This is a genomic window from Halopseudomonas laoshanensis, assembly GCF_008365385.1.
GTDB lineage: Bacteria > Pseudomonadota > Gammaproteobacteria > Pseudomonadales > Pseudomonadaceae > Halopseudomonas > Halopseudomonas laoshanensis.
The window spans coordinates 63,393-80,835 of sequence record NZ_QOVF01000001.1; the positions used below are offsets into that span (position 1 = coordinate 63,393).

Sequence of the window (17,443 nt, forward strand, 5' to 3'; positions counted from 1 at the left end):
ACCTGTAATTCCGCCAAACTGAGCATTAGCCTGACGACTTGTTATCCCCGCCTATTGAATTCCCCACGATTGGTGCAAGCGCTTTGTGCCGGCTTAAGGTGCTCAATCGAAATGGTTTGGAACTTTTCACCGAGGGTTCCCAACTTATGTGAGAAGATCAAGGCGAAAAGAGGCTGAAAAAAGCCTATACAAGCGGGAGTGGTTACATGTTGGTCGGCGCAAAACAGGAAAGCTCGACAAGTGTCGGACTTATTGTCGGTATCGGGGCTTCCGCAGGCGGTCTCGAAGCTTTCACAAAGTTTTTCGCGCATTTACCGGCTGATAGTGGAATGGCGTTCGTACTGGTGCAGCATCTGTCTCCTGACCATGACAGCGCGCTAACGGAGATTATCGGACGGATCGCCCCCATCCCGGTGGTTGTGGCTCAGCATGGCATGCGCGTCGAACCCAACAAGGTGTACGTCATCCCGCCCGACGCTACCCTGACGATCAAGGACAGCTGCCTCTTCGTCGTCAAACCTGCGCCCGCGCGGGCGCACCGTCGACCAATCGATTCGTTCTTCACCTCATTGGCAGAGGACCAGGGCGACAACGCCGTCTCGATTGTTCTGTCAGGGGTGGGAAGCGACGGGTCGAGTGGCCTTGCCGCCGTTAAAGAAAGTGGAGGGCTAACGATCGCCCAGGCTGAGTTCGACCATCACGCCATGCTGGGCATGCCGGAAAGCGCGGCGGCCACGGGTTTGGTCGACTATGTCATGGAGGTCGAAGAGATGCCGGCCAAGCTGATCGAATACCGCGATCACCTGGCGCTGGTGGCCGACCGAAAAGATAGCGAGGGCACGCGGACCGATACCGCAGAACACCTGGCTAACGTCCTTGCTGTGTTGCGCGCGAAGACCGGGCACGATTTCACCCAATACAAGATCAAGACTGTCACCCGGCGTATCCAGCGCCGCATGCAGGTCTTGCAAGCCGACAGCGTCCCTGACTATATGAAGCATCTACGGGAGAATCCCGTTGAGCCGGAGTTGCTCTTCCGGGACATGCTCATTGGCGTCACCGAATTCTTCCGTGACCCGGAGGCCTTTCAAGGCTTGTCCGCGGCCATCGGCGCCATCCTTGACCGCAGCCCAGACACGCAAATCCTGCGAGTCTGGGCGCCGGCTTGTTCCACCGGCGAGGAGGTCTACAGCCTCGCTATCACCATTCAAGAACTGATCGAAGCGCGCAGCATAAGCCTCGATGTGCAAATTTTCGGTACGGACATCGACGATCAAGCCGTGGAGTTCGCCAGAGCAGGGCGCTACCAGCGTGTCAGCGGTATCTCACCGGAGCGCCTTCAGCGCTGGTTTTATGAAGAGAGCGGCGCGTTCTGCCCAATACGGCAGATTCGCACGATGTGTGTCTTCTCCGTCCATAACGTGACGAAAGACCCGCCGTTCTCCAGGCTGGATCTGATCTCTTGCCGCAATCTCATGATCTATATGGATAGCGAGCTGCAAGATCGCGTGTTGCGCACATTCCACTATGCCTTGAAGCCCGACGGCCTGCTTTTTCTTGGACAATCGGAGAGCGTGAGCAGGCACGCCACGCTCTTTGCGCTCCAGGACAAGGCCGCTCACCTGTTCGTACGTCGAGATGCTGATGCGCAGTTTCCAGCCATGCCGATGCCCGCTCAGACGCCTGCCCCAAACCGCCTTGCAGGTGACGCTGGTCGCGGACCGGGTGACCGGATCGATCGCGCCGTGCGCGCGGCCTTGGTCAAGCACTCCCCCGTGTTCCTCGTGGTTGATCGCCAGAGCAACATCATGCGCTATTCGGGCGGGGAGGTAGCCCGATATTTGGAACCGTCAGCTGGCGTGGCGAGCTTGAGTCTGCTTTCCAATCTGCGCAAAAGCCTACGCATCGCCGTCCGCACGGCATTGCAAGCGGTAGAAAAAAATGGAGAAGGCGTGGTCGTCGATAACGTCTCCGCTATCATCGAGGGTCAGCAACGGTTGTTGAGCGTTATCGTTGAGCCGGTGGAAGACACAGGCGGCGGCGAGGCTCTTTATGTTGTTGCGTTTCAGGAAGTTCGCGCGGCGGTGGCAAAGCCCTCGCAAGCCGTTGATGGAGTCGCCCAGAGCCCGGATGCCATGGCTACCGAGGAGGAGCTTCGCAGGATCTGAGCACAGTTGCAGGCGACGATCGATGATCTCGAAACCGCAAACGAGGAAATGACCTCATCGGCGGAAGAGTATCAGTCGGTCAACGAGGAGCTGCAGTCGACTAACGAGGAACTGCAAACCTCCAAGGAAGAAATGCAGTCGATCAATGAGGAGCTGCAGACGATAAATGCCGAGATGATGGCGAAGAACGATCTTCTCTCCAACCTGAATAGTGATTTACAGAACCTGCTGGACAGCACACAAATCGCAACGATCTTCCTCGATGAGGATCTTCGTATCAAAAACTTCACGCCAGGCATGGCGGACATCTTCAGCCTGCGAGACAGCGATCGGGGCCGGCCTTTGACGGAAATCGTCAGCCTGCTTGACTATGACGACCTCCAGCGTGACGTAGCCAAGGTATTGCGCGAACTCACCGTCATGGAGCACGAGCTTCAACTGCAGGACCGCGGTTCGACCTTCGTCATGCGGATCCGGCCGTACCGTAGCATCGATCGGGTAATCGGAGGCGTGGTCATTACCTTTGTGGATGTGACAGAGCGTAAAAACGCCGAGCGCGCCCGAAGCGTCAGCGAGCGCCGCTTCACCGCGATTGTCAGCCAAGCAGCCGTCGGTGTTACCGAAACAACCGCCACCGGGCGCTTCCTGCGGACTAACGCCGCGTTCGAAACGATGTCCGGCCGGTCCGCGCAGGAATTGCAGCGGCTAAGCCGGCGAGAGCTTATCCATCCCGACGACGCCGACGCTATCAACCAGTGCTTCGAACAAGCCAGCCGCGACAGGCAGCCGTTCGAGGCTGAATACCGTCTGGTGCGAGCAGATGGCAAAACGGTGTGGGTGCACGATAGCGTTTCCGTACTCGATGATAGCGACGGGCGCGCCCATAGCTTCATCTCGGTCACCTTGCCGATCGATGAACGCAAGCGTGCCGAAGAACAGACGGCATTGCTGTTAGGTGAGCTTGATCATCGCGTGAAGAACGTACTGGCGATCGTGTCCTCGATCGTCGCGCAGACCCTCAAGGCGGATCTTTCACCAGAAGCCTTTACCGAGGCGATTGCGGGGCGCATCACTGCGATCACCCGCGCCCACAATCTTCTGACCCATCACGGCGAAGCCGGGGCCGGAACCCTTCGCGATCTTATCGATACCGAGCTGGAGCCTTATCAAGGGCAGGATCTTCGTATCGACGGCCCCGCCATCGCGCTGACGCCAAAGGCTGGACTTTCTTTGGCGATGGCGATCCACGAACTGGCCAGCAACGCGGCAAAGTACGGCTCGTTGTCCGTCCCCAGAGGCCAACTGACGGTCTCCTGGGCAGTGACAGAAGGCCCCGATCGCCAGTTGTTGGTGAACTGGATGGAATTTGGCGGACCCCTCGTTCCCGGTCCGCCCTCGCGAAGGGGCTTTGGCACGACACTTATCGAGCGTTCCCTCAGCTTCGAGTTTGACGCCAAAGTGGACCGTAGCTTTGCTTCGAGCGGCGTGGTCTGCACCATCGCGCTTCCTTTCACCGCGGAGCTCGGTGAACTCCGGGCAATACAAGGGGGAGAATAATGGCTGTTCAGCGCATCGCAGAAGGCCGGCGGGTGCTCGTTGTTGAAGACGAGATGACCATCGCGCTGATGATTGAAGAGATGCTGCTTGACCTCGGCGCCCAGGTCATTGGTCCTGAGTCTCGTCTGGACGCGGCCTTGCGGCTGGCCGCCGAAGCGACTCTGGATGCCGCGATCCTGGACGTGAACATCCGGGGCGGGAACTCCTACCCAGTAGCGGATATCCTGGCCGAGCGTGGCATTCCGTTTGTCTTCTGCAGCGGCTATAACGACTGGGCGCTCGAAGAGAGGCATCGCGACCGCCCGCGGTTGAATAAGCCTTACAGCTTGATGGAGCTTGAAAACAAGGTGATCCAATTGTTGAGTGCGCTGTCTAACTGATAGGTCAGGCACCCGCGAAAGCGGGGGGCTGGCCTGCACAACGTTGCGGGAACGCGCTCACCTGGAGATCATATGGCCCATCGCGAGATCATAGCAATCGGTGGGTCGGCGGGTTCGATCACGGTGATCCGGCAAATCTGCCGGGCGTTGCCTGCGGACCTGCAAGCTTCTGTCCTCATTGCAGTCCATGTTGGCGCGGGCAACCAAAATCTGCTCGCCGGCATTCTGGATAGCGGCGGACCGCTTCCAGCAAGCACGGCAGTCGATGGCGAACCGCTCCAAAAATCACGCATCTATGTGGCTCCCGCAGACCATCATCTTCTGGTCGATGCACAGGTTGTGCGATTGGGTCGCGGGCCACGCGAGAACATGGCGCGGCCTGCGATTGATCCTTTGTTTCGGTCGGTCGGAATCAGCGCTGGACCCAAGGCGATTGGCGTTCTACTTTCGGGGATGCTCAATGATGGCGCTTCCGGCCTGGCCGACCTGAAGCGCTGCGGAGGTGTAACGGTGGTCCAGAGTCCCTTCGATGCGGTCGAAAGCGAAATGCCCCAAGCGGCCTTGCTCGCAGGCGACATTGATTATCGTGCGCCGGCCCACGATCTGGCCGGTCTCCTGAGCCGCCTCGTGGGAGAAGAGCCAGGCCCCACCCTAACTCCGCCTGACAGTATCGCGCTAGAAGTTGCAATCGCGATGGGACGGCCGTCAGACAGCAGCACCATCGCCGAAATTGCCTATCCGGTGCCGTTGAATTGCCCTGGCTGCGGAGGCACATTGTCGCAGATCAGCCGCTCGCCGCTGCGCTTTCGCTGTCAGGTAGGGCATGGCTACACCGCAGAGGCGTTGGCTCACCAGCAGGAAGGCTCCATCGACGAGGCCTTTCGCATTGCTCTGCGGGTTATCGTGGAGCGGGCTGTTCTCATGGAGAAGATGGCGCATGACGCTCTTCAGGCCGGAAGAACCGCCGCCGTAACGACCTTCCAGGATCGGGCTCAGGAGTATAGGCGCTCGGCAGCGGTTCTGATGGACGCTGCGCTCAAGGGATAACAGGCCCTGATGACTTGAGGTATCTGTTCGCATACCTTCAGGGGCCGCGATGGCTATTAAGTCAAAGTGCACCTATGATCTCTGCACTTCAGGCCTCTCTGCTCCAATAAGGATAATAATGAACCAATCTACAGCGTGGGTGCGGCGTAGTGTGTGCGTGGCTGTGTGTTTTGTAGCCACCGGGTTGTACGGATGCAAGACAGAGAACACCGACCAGCAGGAGCCTGCCTAGGAAGACGTGGAGTATGTGCCCACCGAGAACGATTTCCAGCATGCATACGTGCTGGCCTCTGATGACGCTCCCGTGGAGACTTCCAACTTTCGGCAGTCCATGAGCTTGCAAAGCTCGGCCAGCTCGACTTCGTCAGGCGGGTGGACCCCTCAGCAGTTTCTGACTGCCTATAACGTGAATACTGTTGTTGCCCCTAACAACAAGCCCCGGGGCTATGGGGTCAAAGTAGCCATCATCACGGCCTACCACTATTCGAACCTGCAGAACGACCTGAATAAGTGGGCATCGAAATATAGCCAAAAACCGATCACCCTGAACGTCATCAACCAGGCCGGGAACATTACTAATTCCAACTGGGCTTTGCAGAGCTGCCTCGCCGTTCAGATGCTTAACGCCGTGGCCCCAGGGGCTACTGTCTATGTCATTGAGGCCAAATCTGTAAGTCAGAAAGACATGCAAACGGCGATACAAACCGCCGCAAACATAGGGGTAAATATCATCTCGATGCCGTTTGGCGCCCCTGAGTTCTCCACGGAAGGCTCTTTGGCCCATTTGTTTGCCAATACTCAAATTGCGTGGATCGCCGCATCGGGCACAGGCGCTGGGCCGACCTTTCCGGGGACCTCTCCGGATGTTGTCGCGGTGGGTGGCACATCAGCCAGTTTGTCGGCCAGTTCGGTACTCCTGTTTGAGACCGCATGGGTTGACTCGGCTGCTGGCATGTCGGTGTATGAAAGAATGCCCAATTACCAGATGATTCCATCCGTCCAGAATGCCAACACCACGGCGTTCCGGTCCGTACCGGACGTCGCCTTCAATGCTAATCCTGGGTCCGGCGCCCAGGTTTATGTATCAATACTCGGAGGGTATTTAGTGGTCGGCGGTAACTCGGTATCGACGTCGTTATTCACGGGCGTGGTTGCCATAGCCAATCAGTTCAGGAAATCTCGGAGTAAACCGATGTTGTCTTCCATCAGCACCTCGTCCAACCCGCTTCAGCGCGACCTCTACGGGCTTATGTCCTCAAACGGAGGGCCCACCAATTCCACCGTGCTTAATGATGTTGTGGATGGCTACGCCGGCGAAGGATCTTACCTAGCGGAACCCGGCTACGATATCGCGACCGGACTGGGCTCCTTGGATGTGGCGGCGTTTGTTAACTACCTGGCTAACCAGCCGTAGTTTGAGTGAGGGTATAGCGCCTGCTACCTTGAGCTGATGATTGCCAAGCATGCTTTACGCTAGCGAGAGGCCGAACAAGGTGAAGGGTGACCCTATGAATCCCAGCACACACGCAAGTGAGGCATCGTATTGAACCGCCTTAATCTTCGACATCTGCATTACTTCTGGATGATCGCTCGGGCCGGTTCAATCGCGCGCGCGGCGGAGAGCCTAGCGCTGTCACCGCAAACCTTGAGTGGGCAACTGGCAACGCTTGAGGCGGAACTGGGCAGTGCGCTATTCAGGCGCGCTAACCGCTCCCTGCAGCTCACCGAGTTTGGGCAAACAGTCTTCTCCTATGCCGACGACATCTTTCAGACCGCACAGGCGCTGGACGAGATTATTCAGCAGCCGCCCGAGGATCGTCCTCTCAACCTCTCGGTGGGCGTGGCCGCCTCTATTCACAAACTGATTGCCTACCACCTGACCGCGCCTGCGTTAACACTCTCCAGAGAAGTCCATCTGCGTTGTCGAACAGGGGAAACCAATCAACTGCTCAAGGCGCTAGGCCAGCGTGAACTGGACGTACTCTTGACCGACCGACAGCCGGACTTCAAGGATACAGGCCAGTTTCGTGCGCATCGCCTGGCAAGCTCGTCAATCTCGCTATTTGCAGCGCCGAAGCTGGCCAGCAAGCTAATACCGGGCTTTCCTAACAGCCTGGATCGCCAGCCGTTTCTGACCACCTCCCTGAATGCCCCTTATATAAACGAGCTGATGAACTGGTTCGCGGCGCAGCGCATCCAGGTCAAGATCGTGGCTGAGGTCGATGACAGCGCGTTGATCAAGGTATTCGGCCGCGAGGGGATCGGCTACTTCGCAGCCCCTACGGTCATTCAGGATGAAGTGTGTCGCCAGTATGAGGTTGAGTGTATCGGCTCGATTGGGCAAGTGAGAGAGACGCTGTATGCCATCACGCGAGCCCGAACAGGCCACAATATCGCCATTCAGGCGCTGCTGACCGAACGTGCAGACCTGGACGATAGCATCGAAAAAAACGATCAATAAAACAGATTTAACCCTATTTATTACGACCCATCATTGCCCGACCATAGAGCCGTCTTCAACAGCAGGGAGAAGGGCGATGAAAACCATCCACCAGTATCACCTCGATGGCGAAAAACAGGTCACCACGCTAGCTTTGCGCGATGGCTATCGGATTGTGCGTTGCGAGTATCTGGTTGCGCAGAAACGGGTCTATCTCTGGGTCGAGGAGCCCTTGAGAATTGACCTGCCGGTGAGCGAGCGCCAGTTCATGGTCGTGGGCTCTGGCACTCCGGTTCCGGTCAGCTATCAGCATGTGGACACTGCCCTGGACCCCTTTGGTCCGCAGGCATTCCACGTCTATGAAGTCATTGCGCCTGCAGAGTTACCTACCAGTTGCCTGCGAAAACCTTTTAGCCCTGCCATCTTTGGCGTGGTTGAGCGACAGCATGCTTGAGACTAGTCAGATGTTGACCAGAGCCCCGTTCAGGGGCTCTTTTTTGTCTGCACGTTAACCTGCAATTCAGCGACCGGAACGCGACCCATGCCCGATATTATTGTGATGTTCTTCCTGCTTGGCCTGATTGCTGGATCACTGCGCTCAGACCTGGCCATTCCCAAAGCCGTCTACGACATCCTTTCGTTGTTGCTTATGCTCACGATTGGCCTGAAAGGCGGCATGGCACTGTACGGCAAGTTGGAATGGTCTTTATTGACAGAAGTGTTAGCGGTTACCGCGCTTGGTTTTCTGATTCCGCTGTTGCTCTATCCCATGCTGCGCTACCTGGTCAGGCTCAAAATCGCCGACGCTGCCAGTTTTTGCGCACACTACGGCTCAGTCAGCGCCGGTACCTTCGCCGTGGCATTAGCCTGGACCGAATCTCGGGGCCTGGCGACAAGCGGGCAGGTGACGCTTTACCTGGTGCTCCTGGAGCTGCCAGCCATCATCACCGGTTTATGGCTTTACCGCCGTTTCAGTTCACCGGCCGAACAACCCGGTGCAGCCAAAACCACACCGCTATGGCAAGAAACGCTGACCAACCGCAGCGTGATACTGCTGGTAGGCGGCGTGGTGATCGGGCTGCTGTATGGTAAGGAAAACGGCAGCCAGGTCACAGGAACGCTGACTAGTGCCTTCGCCCTGATCCTCGCACTCTTTTTGCTGGAAATGGGTCTGGTAGCGGCTGAAACCCTGCGCAAGGTTCAGCTCCGCCATTGGCGAGTGATCGCATTCGCCCTCTGCATTCCAACCCTGCTCTCATTGCCAGGTTTGCTGACGGGTATGGCATTGGGACTGGAGACCGGCACCATAGTGATCCTGGCCACGTTGACTGCCAGCGCCTCTTATATCGCGGCGCCGGTTGCCGTGCGACACGCGATAGCCGATGCAGACATCGGGTTGGTCATGCTGGCATCACTCGGCATTACCTTCCCATTCAACGTCTTGGTCGGGATTGAACTGTACGCTTGGATGCTCAGCGCACTGAGCGGTTGAAGAGGCGGAAACTGGGGTCAGGTGAACGCTTGAGTCAGTATTGATGTTTATCTGACCCTAATTACGCCAGGGTAACCAGAGGTAATTGGGGTCTTTCTTATTCGTCGCTGCTCAGCTAGCTTTCCTGCCCTAACGCTGCGCATGTGAACACGCGGTTTGCTGCTTATTGGGGCCAATGGACCTGATTGATCTTGCCGAGTGCTGAACGCCTGCGCATGGCATGGCAGCATGCTACCAATGATCTAATCTAATGAAACGCCTTGTGTAGCGGTCAGGCGGTTTGCTCGTGGGCATTGGTCGTGTGCGGAGAAGTGCGATGAAAAAATGTTGTGTGCTGGTCTCGGCGCTGGGTTTTTGCAGTGTGGCGAATGCGGGGATTCCGCTGTTCAATGCGACCTGTCCGGGCGAGATTGAGGTGCATGCCGATCAGGGCGGGGCGATTTATATCAATGGCAAGGAAGCGGAGTTGACGAGGTTCAGCGATACCTACTACGAGGCCAAGGGCGGTGCGGTGACGATTTCGCTGATGATCAATCCGGATGGTTCGCCTGACGTGTCTTACACCGGTCAGCATCGGGCCAATGGCGTGTGTGCGGTGAAGCAGGACTGAGCCGCCGGCTGATGCGTTGTTTCAGGCAAAAAAAGAGGGCGCAAAGCGCCCTCTGATTAGCCACTTATGAAGTTTATGGCTTGACCGGGTTTACAACCTGTCTGTCGACCATATCCTTGCCCATCCGGCCCCAGGTCAACAGGAAGCACAGAGAGCTGCCGAGGTACAAGCAAGCCATTATGATCATGGCGGTTTGCAGGCTTTGCGCGTAGACCTGGCCACAGACTTCCTGCAGGTTCTGACTTAGCTGGCCGAGTACGGCGGGGTGACACTGATTGCGCGCCAGTTCGCCAGCCGCGACCCCAAACTCGGCAACGCCAGATTTGAAGAAAATGTCAGAGACTGCGCCAATGAACAGCGGGCCGAAGCCGTAGCCGATCAGGTTGACGAGCAGCAGCATCACTGCCGTGGCCATGGCGCGTACACGCATGCTGACCACACCCTGGCCGATGGTGTACTGGGCGGCTAGATAGCCGTACTTCACGAAGCCGGCGATGATCAGGCCGATGGCAGCGTAGAGCAGATTGTCGGTGGTGAAGGCGAAGATATAAAACGGAACCGAGATTGCCAGGCCCATCGCCGGTATCCAGGCGATGGCGCCCGGGTGCTTCTTGTAAATCTTGGTCGCTAGCCAGCCGGTGGCGAAGGTGCCTATGGCCGCAGACAGGGCTACCGGCGTGTTGATCCAGATCGCTGCCTGACCGGCGGTGATTTCGTAGGTGCGGACCAGAAAGAGCGACTGGAACGAGGAGATACCGTAACCGCAGAAAGCGGCAATGGTGGCGCCGGCGGTCATCAACCAGAAAGCAGGCTTGCCCATCAGTTCGTGGATAGCCTCGCCCAGGCTGGCGCGTTCTTTTTTCTCGGTTACCTGCGGATCAGTGTAGCCGCGCGGTGGTTCCTTGACCGTCAATTTGAACACAAGGGCGACCAGCAGGCCCGGCAAACCGACGACGAAAAACGCGGTGCGCCAATCGAACATGTCGGTAACCCAGCCGCCAATCAGGTTGGCGAACATGGTGCCGAGTGTGACGCCCATGGCGTAGAAGCCCAGTGCCTGAGAGCGTTCACGCGGGATGAAATAGTCCGCGATCAGGGAGTTGGCCGGCGGCGTACAGCCCGCCTCGCCAATACCCACACCGACGCGGCACATCAGCAGAATCCAGAACGCGCCGATGGTCACCGAGCCGATGGTCACTTCCGTCGCAAGGCCGCAGAGCGCCGTCATCAGCGACCACAGCGCCACGCAGACGGTCATGATCCATACGCGATGGGCTACATCGGCAAAGCGCGCTAGCGGGATACCCACGGCTGTGTAGAGCAGGGCAAAGCCGAAGCCGGTGAGAAGCCCGAACTGGGTATCGGTAATCCCGAGGTCTGGCACCAGGTCGGGGCCGACGACCGCAAGTAAGGCGCGGTCGACGAAATTCAAGATGTAAATCAGTGTCAGCGCGAAGAGCACATAATTGCGGTATGCCTTGGAACCGTAGCCGACCAAGTGGCCTTGGCCCCCAGTGATGGTACTCATGGACAACCCCTTCTAAGTACGTTGTTATAGGTATCCGCGGGCTGTAATCGCACGTTGTGATCACTCGCTCCAGGCGGTGCCTTGCTGGCCTTGAGAACAGTCGAGAGTCCTTTGTGGCAAGTCAAGCTCGGCCAGTATAGTGACATAGTGGGTAGGGCGCCGCACAGAATCGTGGGATCTGTCGCGAGACATATTCAGGTGGTGAATATCGGAACTCAGGGGATAATGAGCGCCCCTGGTTTTCAAGCCCGGACGGGGGAGGTCCGGGCCTGGGCAGGTTTACTCGAACGTGGGCAGTACCTGACCTTCATACTTCTCTTCGATAAAGGCTTTCACTTCCGGGCTGTTCAGCGCCTTGGCCAGCTTCTGGATGGCATCGCTCTCGCTGTTGTCCGAGCGGGCAACCAGGATGTTGACGTAGGGCGACTCGGCACCTTCGATCACCAGAGCATCTTCAGTCGGGTTCAGGCCGGCTTCCAGCGCGTAGTTGGTATTGATCAGTGCCAGGTCTACCTGGTTGAGTACGCGCGGCAGGGTGGCAGCTTCCAGTTCGCGGATGCGGATGTCTTTAGGATTTTCGGCGATATCACGCGGGGTGGAGAGGATGTTGCCTTGGTCCTTCAGGGTGATCACGCCGGCTTTCTGCAGCAGCAGCAGGGCACGGCCGCCGTTGGTGGCGTCGTTGGGGATGACCACGTTGGCGCCTTCGGGCAGATCATCCAGGCTTTCGATCTTGCTTGAATAGGCGCCGAAGGGCTCGACGTGCACGCTGGCGACGCTGACCAGGTCAGTGCCACGGCTGCTGTTGAACTCTTCCAGGTAGGGCAGGTGCTGGAAGAAGTTGGCGTCCAGGCGCTTTTCCGCGACCTGTACGTTGGGCTGCACGTAATCGGTGAAAACGCGAATATCCAGCTCTACGCCATCTTCGGCCAGGGCCGGTTTGACGAATTCGAGAATCTCGGCGTGGGGTACGGCGGTGGCCGCAACGGAGATTTTCTCGGCAGCCAGGGCTGGCAGGGTGGTCAGAGCCGCAGCAGCGGCCAGGGCAGTGAGTAATTTCTTCATTTCAAGCTCCTTGTGGGATAACACGCAGGCTTGCGGCGGATAGCCGGTGGCCTGCCTTCTTTCTTACGAACAATGTCTTCACTTGCGTGAAAAATGCACAACCAACCGGTCGCCGATGCTTTGCAGCACCTGGACCAGTATCAACAACAACACAACGGTCACCACCATGACATCCGGCTGGTAACGCTGGTAGCCATAGCGCACGGCCAGGTCGCCGAGCCCGCCGCCGCCGATCAAGCCGGACATGGCGGTATAGGACACAAGCGTAATAGCGGTAACGGTCACGGCGGCGATGATGCCCGGCATTGCTTCGGGCAGCAGGGCGCTGGTAACTATCTGCCGGGGTGTGGCGCCAGCGGCCTGCGTAGCCTCGATAATGCCGCGGTCCACTTCACGCAGGGCAGTTTCCACCAGCCTTGCGAAGAACGGGGTAGCGCCAATCACCAGCGGTGGAATGGCGCCGGCGACGCCCAGCGAGGTACCGGCGATCACCACCGTGAAGGGAATCATCACGATCAACAGGATCACGAAGGGTACCGAGCGCAGAATATTCACCACCAGCGACATGGCCTGGTAGAACCATTTCTGCTCGAACATCTGCCGCGGGCCGGTCAGAAACAGCAGCACGCCCAGCGGCAAGCCGAGCACGATGGTAAAGAAGATGGAACCGCCGAGCATGCTCAAGGTGTCCAGAGTGGCCTGCCAGATCTCCGGCCATATGACGTTGGGGAACAGGGCCTCCATTAACGTACTACCTCCATATACACGTCGGCGCGGGTAAAGCAGGCCAGCGCGGCGTCTATGTCGCCGCCGGTCAGTGCCAGGGTCAACTGACCGTAGGGCGTGTCCTTGATGCGGTCGATACGGCCGGCGAGGATGCTGTAATCCACGCCGGTTTCCCGCGCGACGCTGCCGAGCAGCGGGGCATAGGTGGCGTCGCCGGTGAAGGTCAGACGCAGTATGCGGCCTTCAACGTGGGCGTAATCATCACGCTGTATGCCTTCATCAATCTGTTCGTCTTCCATCACAAAGCGCCGGGTGGTCGGGTGCTGGGGATGCAGGAACACTTCGGTCACCGCGCCCAGCTCGACAATCACCCCGGCATCCATCACCGCAACGCGATCACAGACGCGGCGCACCACGTCCATTTCGTGGGTGATCAGCACGATGGTCAGGTTCAGCTCGCGGTTGATCTGGGCCAGCAGCTGCAATACCGAAGCGGTGGTTTGCGGGTCCAGCGCGCTGGTGGCTTCATCACAGAGCAGCACCTTGGGGTTGGTCGACAGCGCACGGGCAATGCCGACACGCTGCTTCTGGCCGCCGGACAATTGCGCCGGGTACTTGTTGGCGTGCTCGGTCAGGCCAACGCGCACCAGCAACTCGGCTACGCGCGTGTTGATTTCGGCGCGGCTCAGTTCGCCGGCCAGCTTCAGTGGCAGGGCAACATTGTCGGCCACGGTCTTGGACGACAGCAGGTTGAAGTGCTGAAAGATCATGCCGACCTGGCGACGAAAGGCGCGCAGACCCTTGGCGTCCAGCTGGGTGACGTCTTCGCCGTCGATAACGATGCTGCCGCCGGAGGGTTCCTCCAGGCGGTTGATCAGGCGCAGCAGGGTGCTTTTGCCGGCGCCGGAGTGGCCGACGATACCGAACACCTCGCCCCGGGCGATCTGCAGATCGGTCGGCTGCAGCGCAGGCACTGACCGGCCTCCTACGCGATAGGCTTTGTGCACCTGCTTGAAATCAATCACGCATTTATCTTCCATCTGTAAAGCACGGCCCGGCATCCCGGGCCCGAGAGCCGGGTAGTCTACCTGCAGGGCTTCATGCGGTAAAAATCTTTATCGGCCTATGATTATAGCCAGATGGTATTACCTGTCCGCCCCAGGTCGTAAAAACCCTATTAGGGCAGTGTCGCCAGTTATCGCACGGCGGCACCAAACCAGTGCAATTGAACATCGTTGTCTCGCCGGCGCTTGTATACAATAGCCTCTGCCTTAAACTGATTCTGCCTTGTATAGAGAGACACCCACCCATGAAAGAAAGCCGATCACCGGCTGGCGCTGCACAGGCTGACCATGGTCCCGTTCCGCTTGGCCGCCAGAAGCCAGATGCGAAGGGCGCCAGTCACCACGAGACGATCTACCGCGCCATCAGCGATGCGGTAATCGAACATCGGCTCAAGCCCGGTGCGCGGTTGCGTGAAGACGCGTTGGCCGAAGTGTTTGGCATCAGCCGTACCGGCATTCGCAAGGTGTTGCAGCGCCTGGCGATGGAGCAATTGATCACCTTGACGCCGGGGAAGGGCGCCACCGTGGCACGGCCTTCGGCGGAAGAAGCGCGGGAGATTTTTGATGCGCGGCGGATGATCGAGTGTGCGCTGATGGCGCGCCTGGCTACGCGCATTTCCGCTGAAGAAGTGCAAGAGCTGCGCGCCGTCGCGCAGCATGAGCAGCAAGCGCTGCGCGGGCATGAGCAGAGTGCGGCGATCAAGGCATCGGCGACCTTTCATGCGCGCCTGGCGGAACTGGCGGGCAATCAGACGCTGGCACCCTTTGTTGCGCAGTTGTGTTCGCGCTCGTCATTGATTCTGGCGGTGTATGGTCATTCCGGTGATCTGGGGTGTGACTGCAATGATCACAACCGCTTGGTTGATCTGCTAGAGGCCGGGGATAGCGAAGGTGCGGCGGCCTTTATGCACAAGCACCTGCACGCGATCGAGTCATCGCTATCCATCGATGAAGCGGTGGATGAGACGCCGGATCTGCGCGATGTGTTTGCGGTTTATCAGGATGCGGGCGCGAGATAGGCCGGGCAGGGCAAGCCGTCTTGGAGTGCGGCGCGGTATGGCTGGCCTCGGGTTAATCAAGGCCAGCCAGCAAGCACGGTTTACTGACGGAACCGCTGGCAGGGCGCCCAGTGTTTCATCAGCAGGAAGTAAACCACACCCGCCGGTATCAGGCTGGCGTACCAGGACACGGACGAGAACGTCAGTGCCACCACCACACCCACTACCGTCGCGATCAGCGCCGCGTAGTTCAACCCGCTGTAAGGCCCCTGGGCATTATAAAGATGCTCCAGATTCAGCGTGCGCTTGCGGATCAGATAATAGTCGACCACCAGAATCGCGAAGATCGGACCCAGGAATGCCGAGTAGGTCTGCACGAATACCTGCAGGCCGGCGGCGGACTCTTCCGTTACCAGTTTCCACGGGAAGGTAGCAAAGGCCAGCAGACCGACGATGATGGTGGCCGGCCGGAACGACAGTTTGAACACATCCATCAGGATGTAGGTCGGCGGCACCACGTTGTTCAGCACGTTGGTGGTGACCTGGGCGAAGGCGATAAACAGCAGCGTGGTCATCAGCAGCGGGGTGTTATCTACCGCGTTGGCGAATACCTGGATCGGGTCGGCGACGCCGGTCGCTTCTGAGACCATGTAACCGATCAGGCCCATGAACAGCGTGCACGGTAGGATCGACATCGAGTAGATGATGGTCAGCAGCGACGGGCTTGAGCCGTGCTTGTGCTCCCGCGAGTAGTCACTGACGTTGAGGATCATGGTGCTGTAGATGCCGAGGAACAGCATGGTCGCGCTCCAGAACGGCAAGCCCCAGGAGCCTTCCATGGTCAGCAGGTTGGTCGAGAGTTCGTCACCGTAGCGCTGCACCGTGCTGTAGAACATGTACACCAGCGACGCGAGAATAAAGGCGCTGCCGATGTTTTCCAGCCACTTGATGCCCTGAAAGCCCATGACCGACAGGCCGATCTGCAGAAACTGGAAGGCAATGAAGTAGAACACCAGGTTGTCGAAGCCGAACAGCGTGGCCGAGACCATGTTTAATGCTCCGGCGCCGATCCAGCTCTGAAATCCGTACCAGACAATCGCCGGCACCGCGCGCACCAGGCCGGGTAGCCGCGTACCGGCAAAACCGAAGGCGGCGCGCGCCTGAACCATGAACGGAATGCCATATTTGTAGCCGGCTGCACCATTAAGGGCCAGCGCGATGCCGATCACGAAACAGCCGATGGCAATCGCCAGGGTCGCCTGGATCAGGTTGAGGCTGCCGACAACGCTGGAGCCCATGGTAAAGGTACCGATGGACACGCAACCGCCGAACCACGCCAGCAGATAAGACACACGCCCCATAATGCGGGTTTGCTGGGGCGCCAGTGATTCTTCCCCGGGTGCCTTGGTCGCTGCCTGGCTGACCGGTCCGGTGTGTGTGCTGGATTCGATGCTCATGAGGCGACCTCGCTGATTTTATTGTTCATTGTTCTCTCCATGGCTTTGTTTTTATGAGTGGTGCAATGTTTATTCCAGCTTCAGGTTGGAATAGCTCTCGAAGCGCCCGATAAAGGGCTTTGGCCGGGGGAAGGCCAGATCGCCGAATTTGCTGGTGCCCAGCCCCAGCCCAACCACGGCTTCGGCCAGTTTGATCGCGGCGGTCACACCTTCCACCACCGGCAAGCCAACGGCCTCGCTGATTGTCGGCGTCAAGTCGGCCATGCCGCCGCAACCCAGCACGATGGCGCCGATGTTGTCCTCGCGCTTGGCGCGCAGACATTCTTCGATAATCAGCTCCAGTGCCCGGTCGGGATTGTCTTCCAGGTCCAGCACCGGTATGTCTGCCGCGCGGATACGCCGGCAGTTATGGCTGAAACCGTAACTTTCCAGCAGGTGTTCGGCGATGATCATGGTGCGGGGCAGGGTGGTGACGATGGAAAAGCGCGTGCTGATCAGGCTGGCCATATGAAAGGCCGCCTCGGCAATGCCGATCACTGGTGCGCGGGTCAGCTCGCGGGCAGCGTAGATGCCCGGGTCGCCAAAGCAGGCGATGATATAGGCGTCAGTTCCTTCGCGTTCGCCGGCCAGCACTTCCTCGATTACGCCCATGACGCTGACGGCTTCATCAAAATGGCTTTCAATAGAGACCGGGCCGCTGTCAGGTTGGCAGGCAGTAATGCGCGTGCCGGGTGAGGCTACGGCCCTGGCCGCTTCTCCAATGGTGTCCGTCATGGCTTGCGTGGTGTTCGGATTGATGACGCGGATATGCATGGCTTTGGCCTGTTTTAGATTTGTACACAAAGATCCAGTTTAATTGTATACAATTGCTTTGGTCAAAAACTAAAAATACAGTGGGTTTCTCAACTGGT

General features: G+C 58.4%; 16 protein-coding genes. 10 read left to right on the forward strand and 6 right to left on the reverse strand.

The window, feature by feature from the left end; all coding sequences use genetic code 11:
* Positions 1–206 precede the first annotated feature (206 nt).
* The 9 genes from DT594_RS00285 to DT594_RS00325 all read left to right on the forward strand — a co-directional run bounded on the left by DT594_RS00285 (position 207) and on the right by DT594_RS00325 (position 9,694).
* Positions 207–2,168 carry a chemotaxis protein CheB gene (locus tag DT594_RS00285; RefSeq protein ID WP_149330861.1) on the forward strand — a complete coding sequence of 654 codons (1,962 nt, stop codon included), beginning with the start codon at positions 207–209 and terminating at the stop codon, positions 2,166–2,168.
* A 6-nt stretch (positions 2,169–2,174) separates the two neighbouring features.
* A complete protein-coding gene (locus tag DT594_RS00290; protein WP_149330862.1) occupies positions 2,175–3,725 on the forward strand; it encodes a sensor histidine kinase in 1,551 nt (516 codons plus the stop codon).
* Positions 3,725–4,105 carry a response regulator gene (locus DT594_RS00295; protein ID WP_149330863.1) on the forward strand — a complete coding sequence of 127 codons (381 nt, stop codon included), beginning with the start codon at positions 3,725–3,727 and terminating at the stop codon, positions 4,103–4,105. The genes DT594_RS00290 and DT594_RS00295 overlap by 1 nt, the downstream gene beginning before the upstream one ends.
* 72 nt (positions 4,106–4,177) lie before the next feature.
* A complete protein-coding gene (locus DT594_RS00300; protein WP_149330864.1) occupies positions 4,178–5,152 on the forward strand; it encodes a chemotaxis protein CheB in 975 nt (324 codons plus the stop codon).
* A gap of 238 nt (positions 5,153–5,390) precedes the next feature.
* Complete coding sequence (locus DT594_RS00305; protein WP_178091356.1) at positions 5,391–6,566, forward strand: S53 family peptidase; 1,176 nt, start codon at positions 5,391–5,393, stop codon at positions 6,564–6,566.
* A gap of 129 nt (positions 6,567–6,695) precedes the next feature.
* Positions 6,696–7,613: a LysR family transcriptional regulator gene (locus tag DT594_RS00310; RefSeq protein ID WP_149330866.1), complete on the forward strand. Its 918-nt coding sequence runs from the start codon at positions 6,696–6,698 to the stop codon at positions 7,611–7,613.
* Positions 7,614–7,689: 76 nt separating this feature from the next.
* The gene (locus tag DT594_RS00315; protein ID WP_178091358.1) at positions 7,690–8,046 is read left to right on the forward strand and encodes a DUF7352 domain-containing protein; all 357 of its coding nucleotides are present in this window, start codon (positions 7,690–7,692) and stop codon (positions 8,044–8,046) included.
* An 87-nt stretch (positions 8,047–8,133) separates the two neighbouring features.
* Complete coding sequence (locus tag DT594_RS00320) at positions 8,134–9,084, forward strand: sodium-dependent bicarbonate transport family permease (RefSeq protein WP_149330867.1); 951 nt, start codon at positions 8,134–8,136, stop codon at positions 9,082–9,084.
* Positions 9,085–9,400: 316 nt separating this feature from the next.
* Positions 9,401–9,694 (forward strand): hypothetical protein, encoded by a 294-nt coding sequence (locus tag DT594_RS00325; RefSeq protein ID WP_149330868.1) that lies wholly within the window; start codon positions 9,401–9,403, stop codon positions 9,692–9,694.
* A 73-nt stretch (positions 9,695–9,767) separates the two neighbouring features.
* Here DT594_RS00325 and DT594_RS00330 read toward each other — a convergent pair whose 3' ends face one another.
* The 4 genes from DT594_RS00330 to DT594_RS00345 all read right to left on the reverse strand — a co-directional run bounded on the left by DT594_RS00330 (position 9,768) and on the right by DT594_RS00345 (position 14,038).
* Positions 9,768–11,222: a spinster family MFS transporter gene (locus tag DT594_RS00330; protein ID WP_149330869.1), complete on the reverse strand. Its 1,455-nt coding sequence runs from the start codon at positions 11,220–11,222 to the stop codon at positions 9,768–9,770.
* 279 nt (positions 11,223–11,501) lie between these two features.
* Positions 11,502–12,287 carry a MetQ/NlpA family ABC transporter substrate-binding protein gene (locus DT594_RS00335; RefSeq protein ID WP_149330870.1) on the reverse strand — a complete coding sequence of 262 codons (786 nt, stop codon included), beginning with the start codon at positions 12,285–12,287 and terminating at the stop codon, positions 11,502–11,504.
* 78 nt (positions 12,288–12,365) lie between these two features.
* Positions 12,366–13,031 (reverse strand): methionine ABC transporter permease, encoded by a 666-nt coding sequence (locus DT594_RS00340; RefSeq protein ID WP_096346279.1) that lies wholly within the window; start codon positions 13,029–13,031, stop codon positions 12,366–12,368.
* Entirely contained in the window at positions 13,031–14,038 is a 1,008-nt protein-coding gene (locus DT594_RS00345; RefSeq protein WP_149330871.1) for a methionine ABC transporter ATP-binding protein, read from the reverse strand. Before DT594_RS00345 ends, DT594_RS00340 begins: the two co-directional genes overlap by 1 nt.
* A 284-nt stretch (positions 14,039–14,322) precedes the next feature.
* Between DT594_RS00345 and DT594_RS00350 the strand changes: the two genes are divergently transcribed.
* Positions 14,323–15,096, forward strand: coding sequence for a GntR family transcriptional regulator (locus tag DT594_RS00350; RefSeq protein WP_149330872.1), 774 nt, complete (start codon positions 14,323–14,325; stop codon positions 15,094–15,096).
* An 80-nt stretch (positions 15,097–15,176) separates the two neighbouring features.
* Here the strand turns inward: DT594_RS00350 and DT594_RS00355 are convergent, their stop codons facing one another.
* On the reverse strand, positions 15,177–16,532 hold the full coding sequence (locus DT594_RS00355; protein WP_149330873.1) for an NCS1 family transporter: 1,356 nt from the start codon (positions 16,530–16,532) through the stop codon (positions 15,177–15,179).
* 69 nt (positions 16,533–16,601) lie between these two features.
* Positions 16,602–17,345, reverse strand: coding sequence for an aspartate/glutamate racemase family protein (locus tag DT594_RS00360; protein WP_149330874.1), 744 nt, complete (start codon positions 17,343–17,345; stop codon positions 16,602–16,604).
* Between the last annotated feature and the right edge of the window lie 98 nt (positions 17,346–17,443).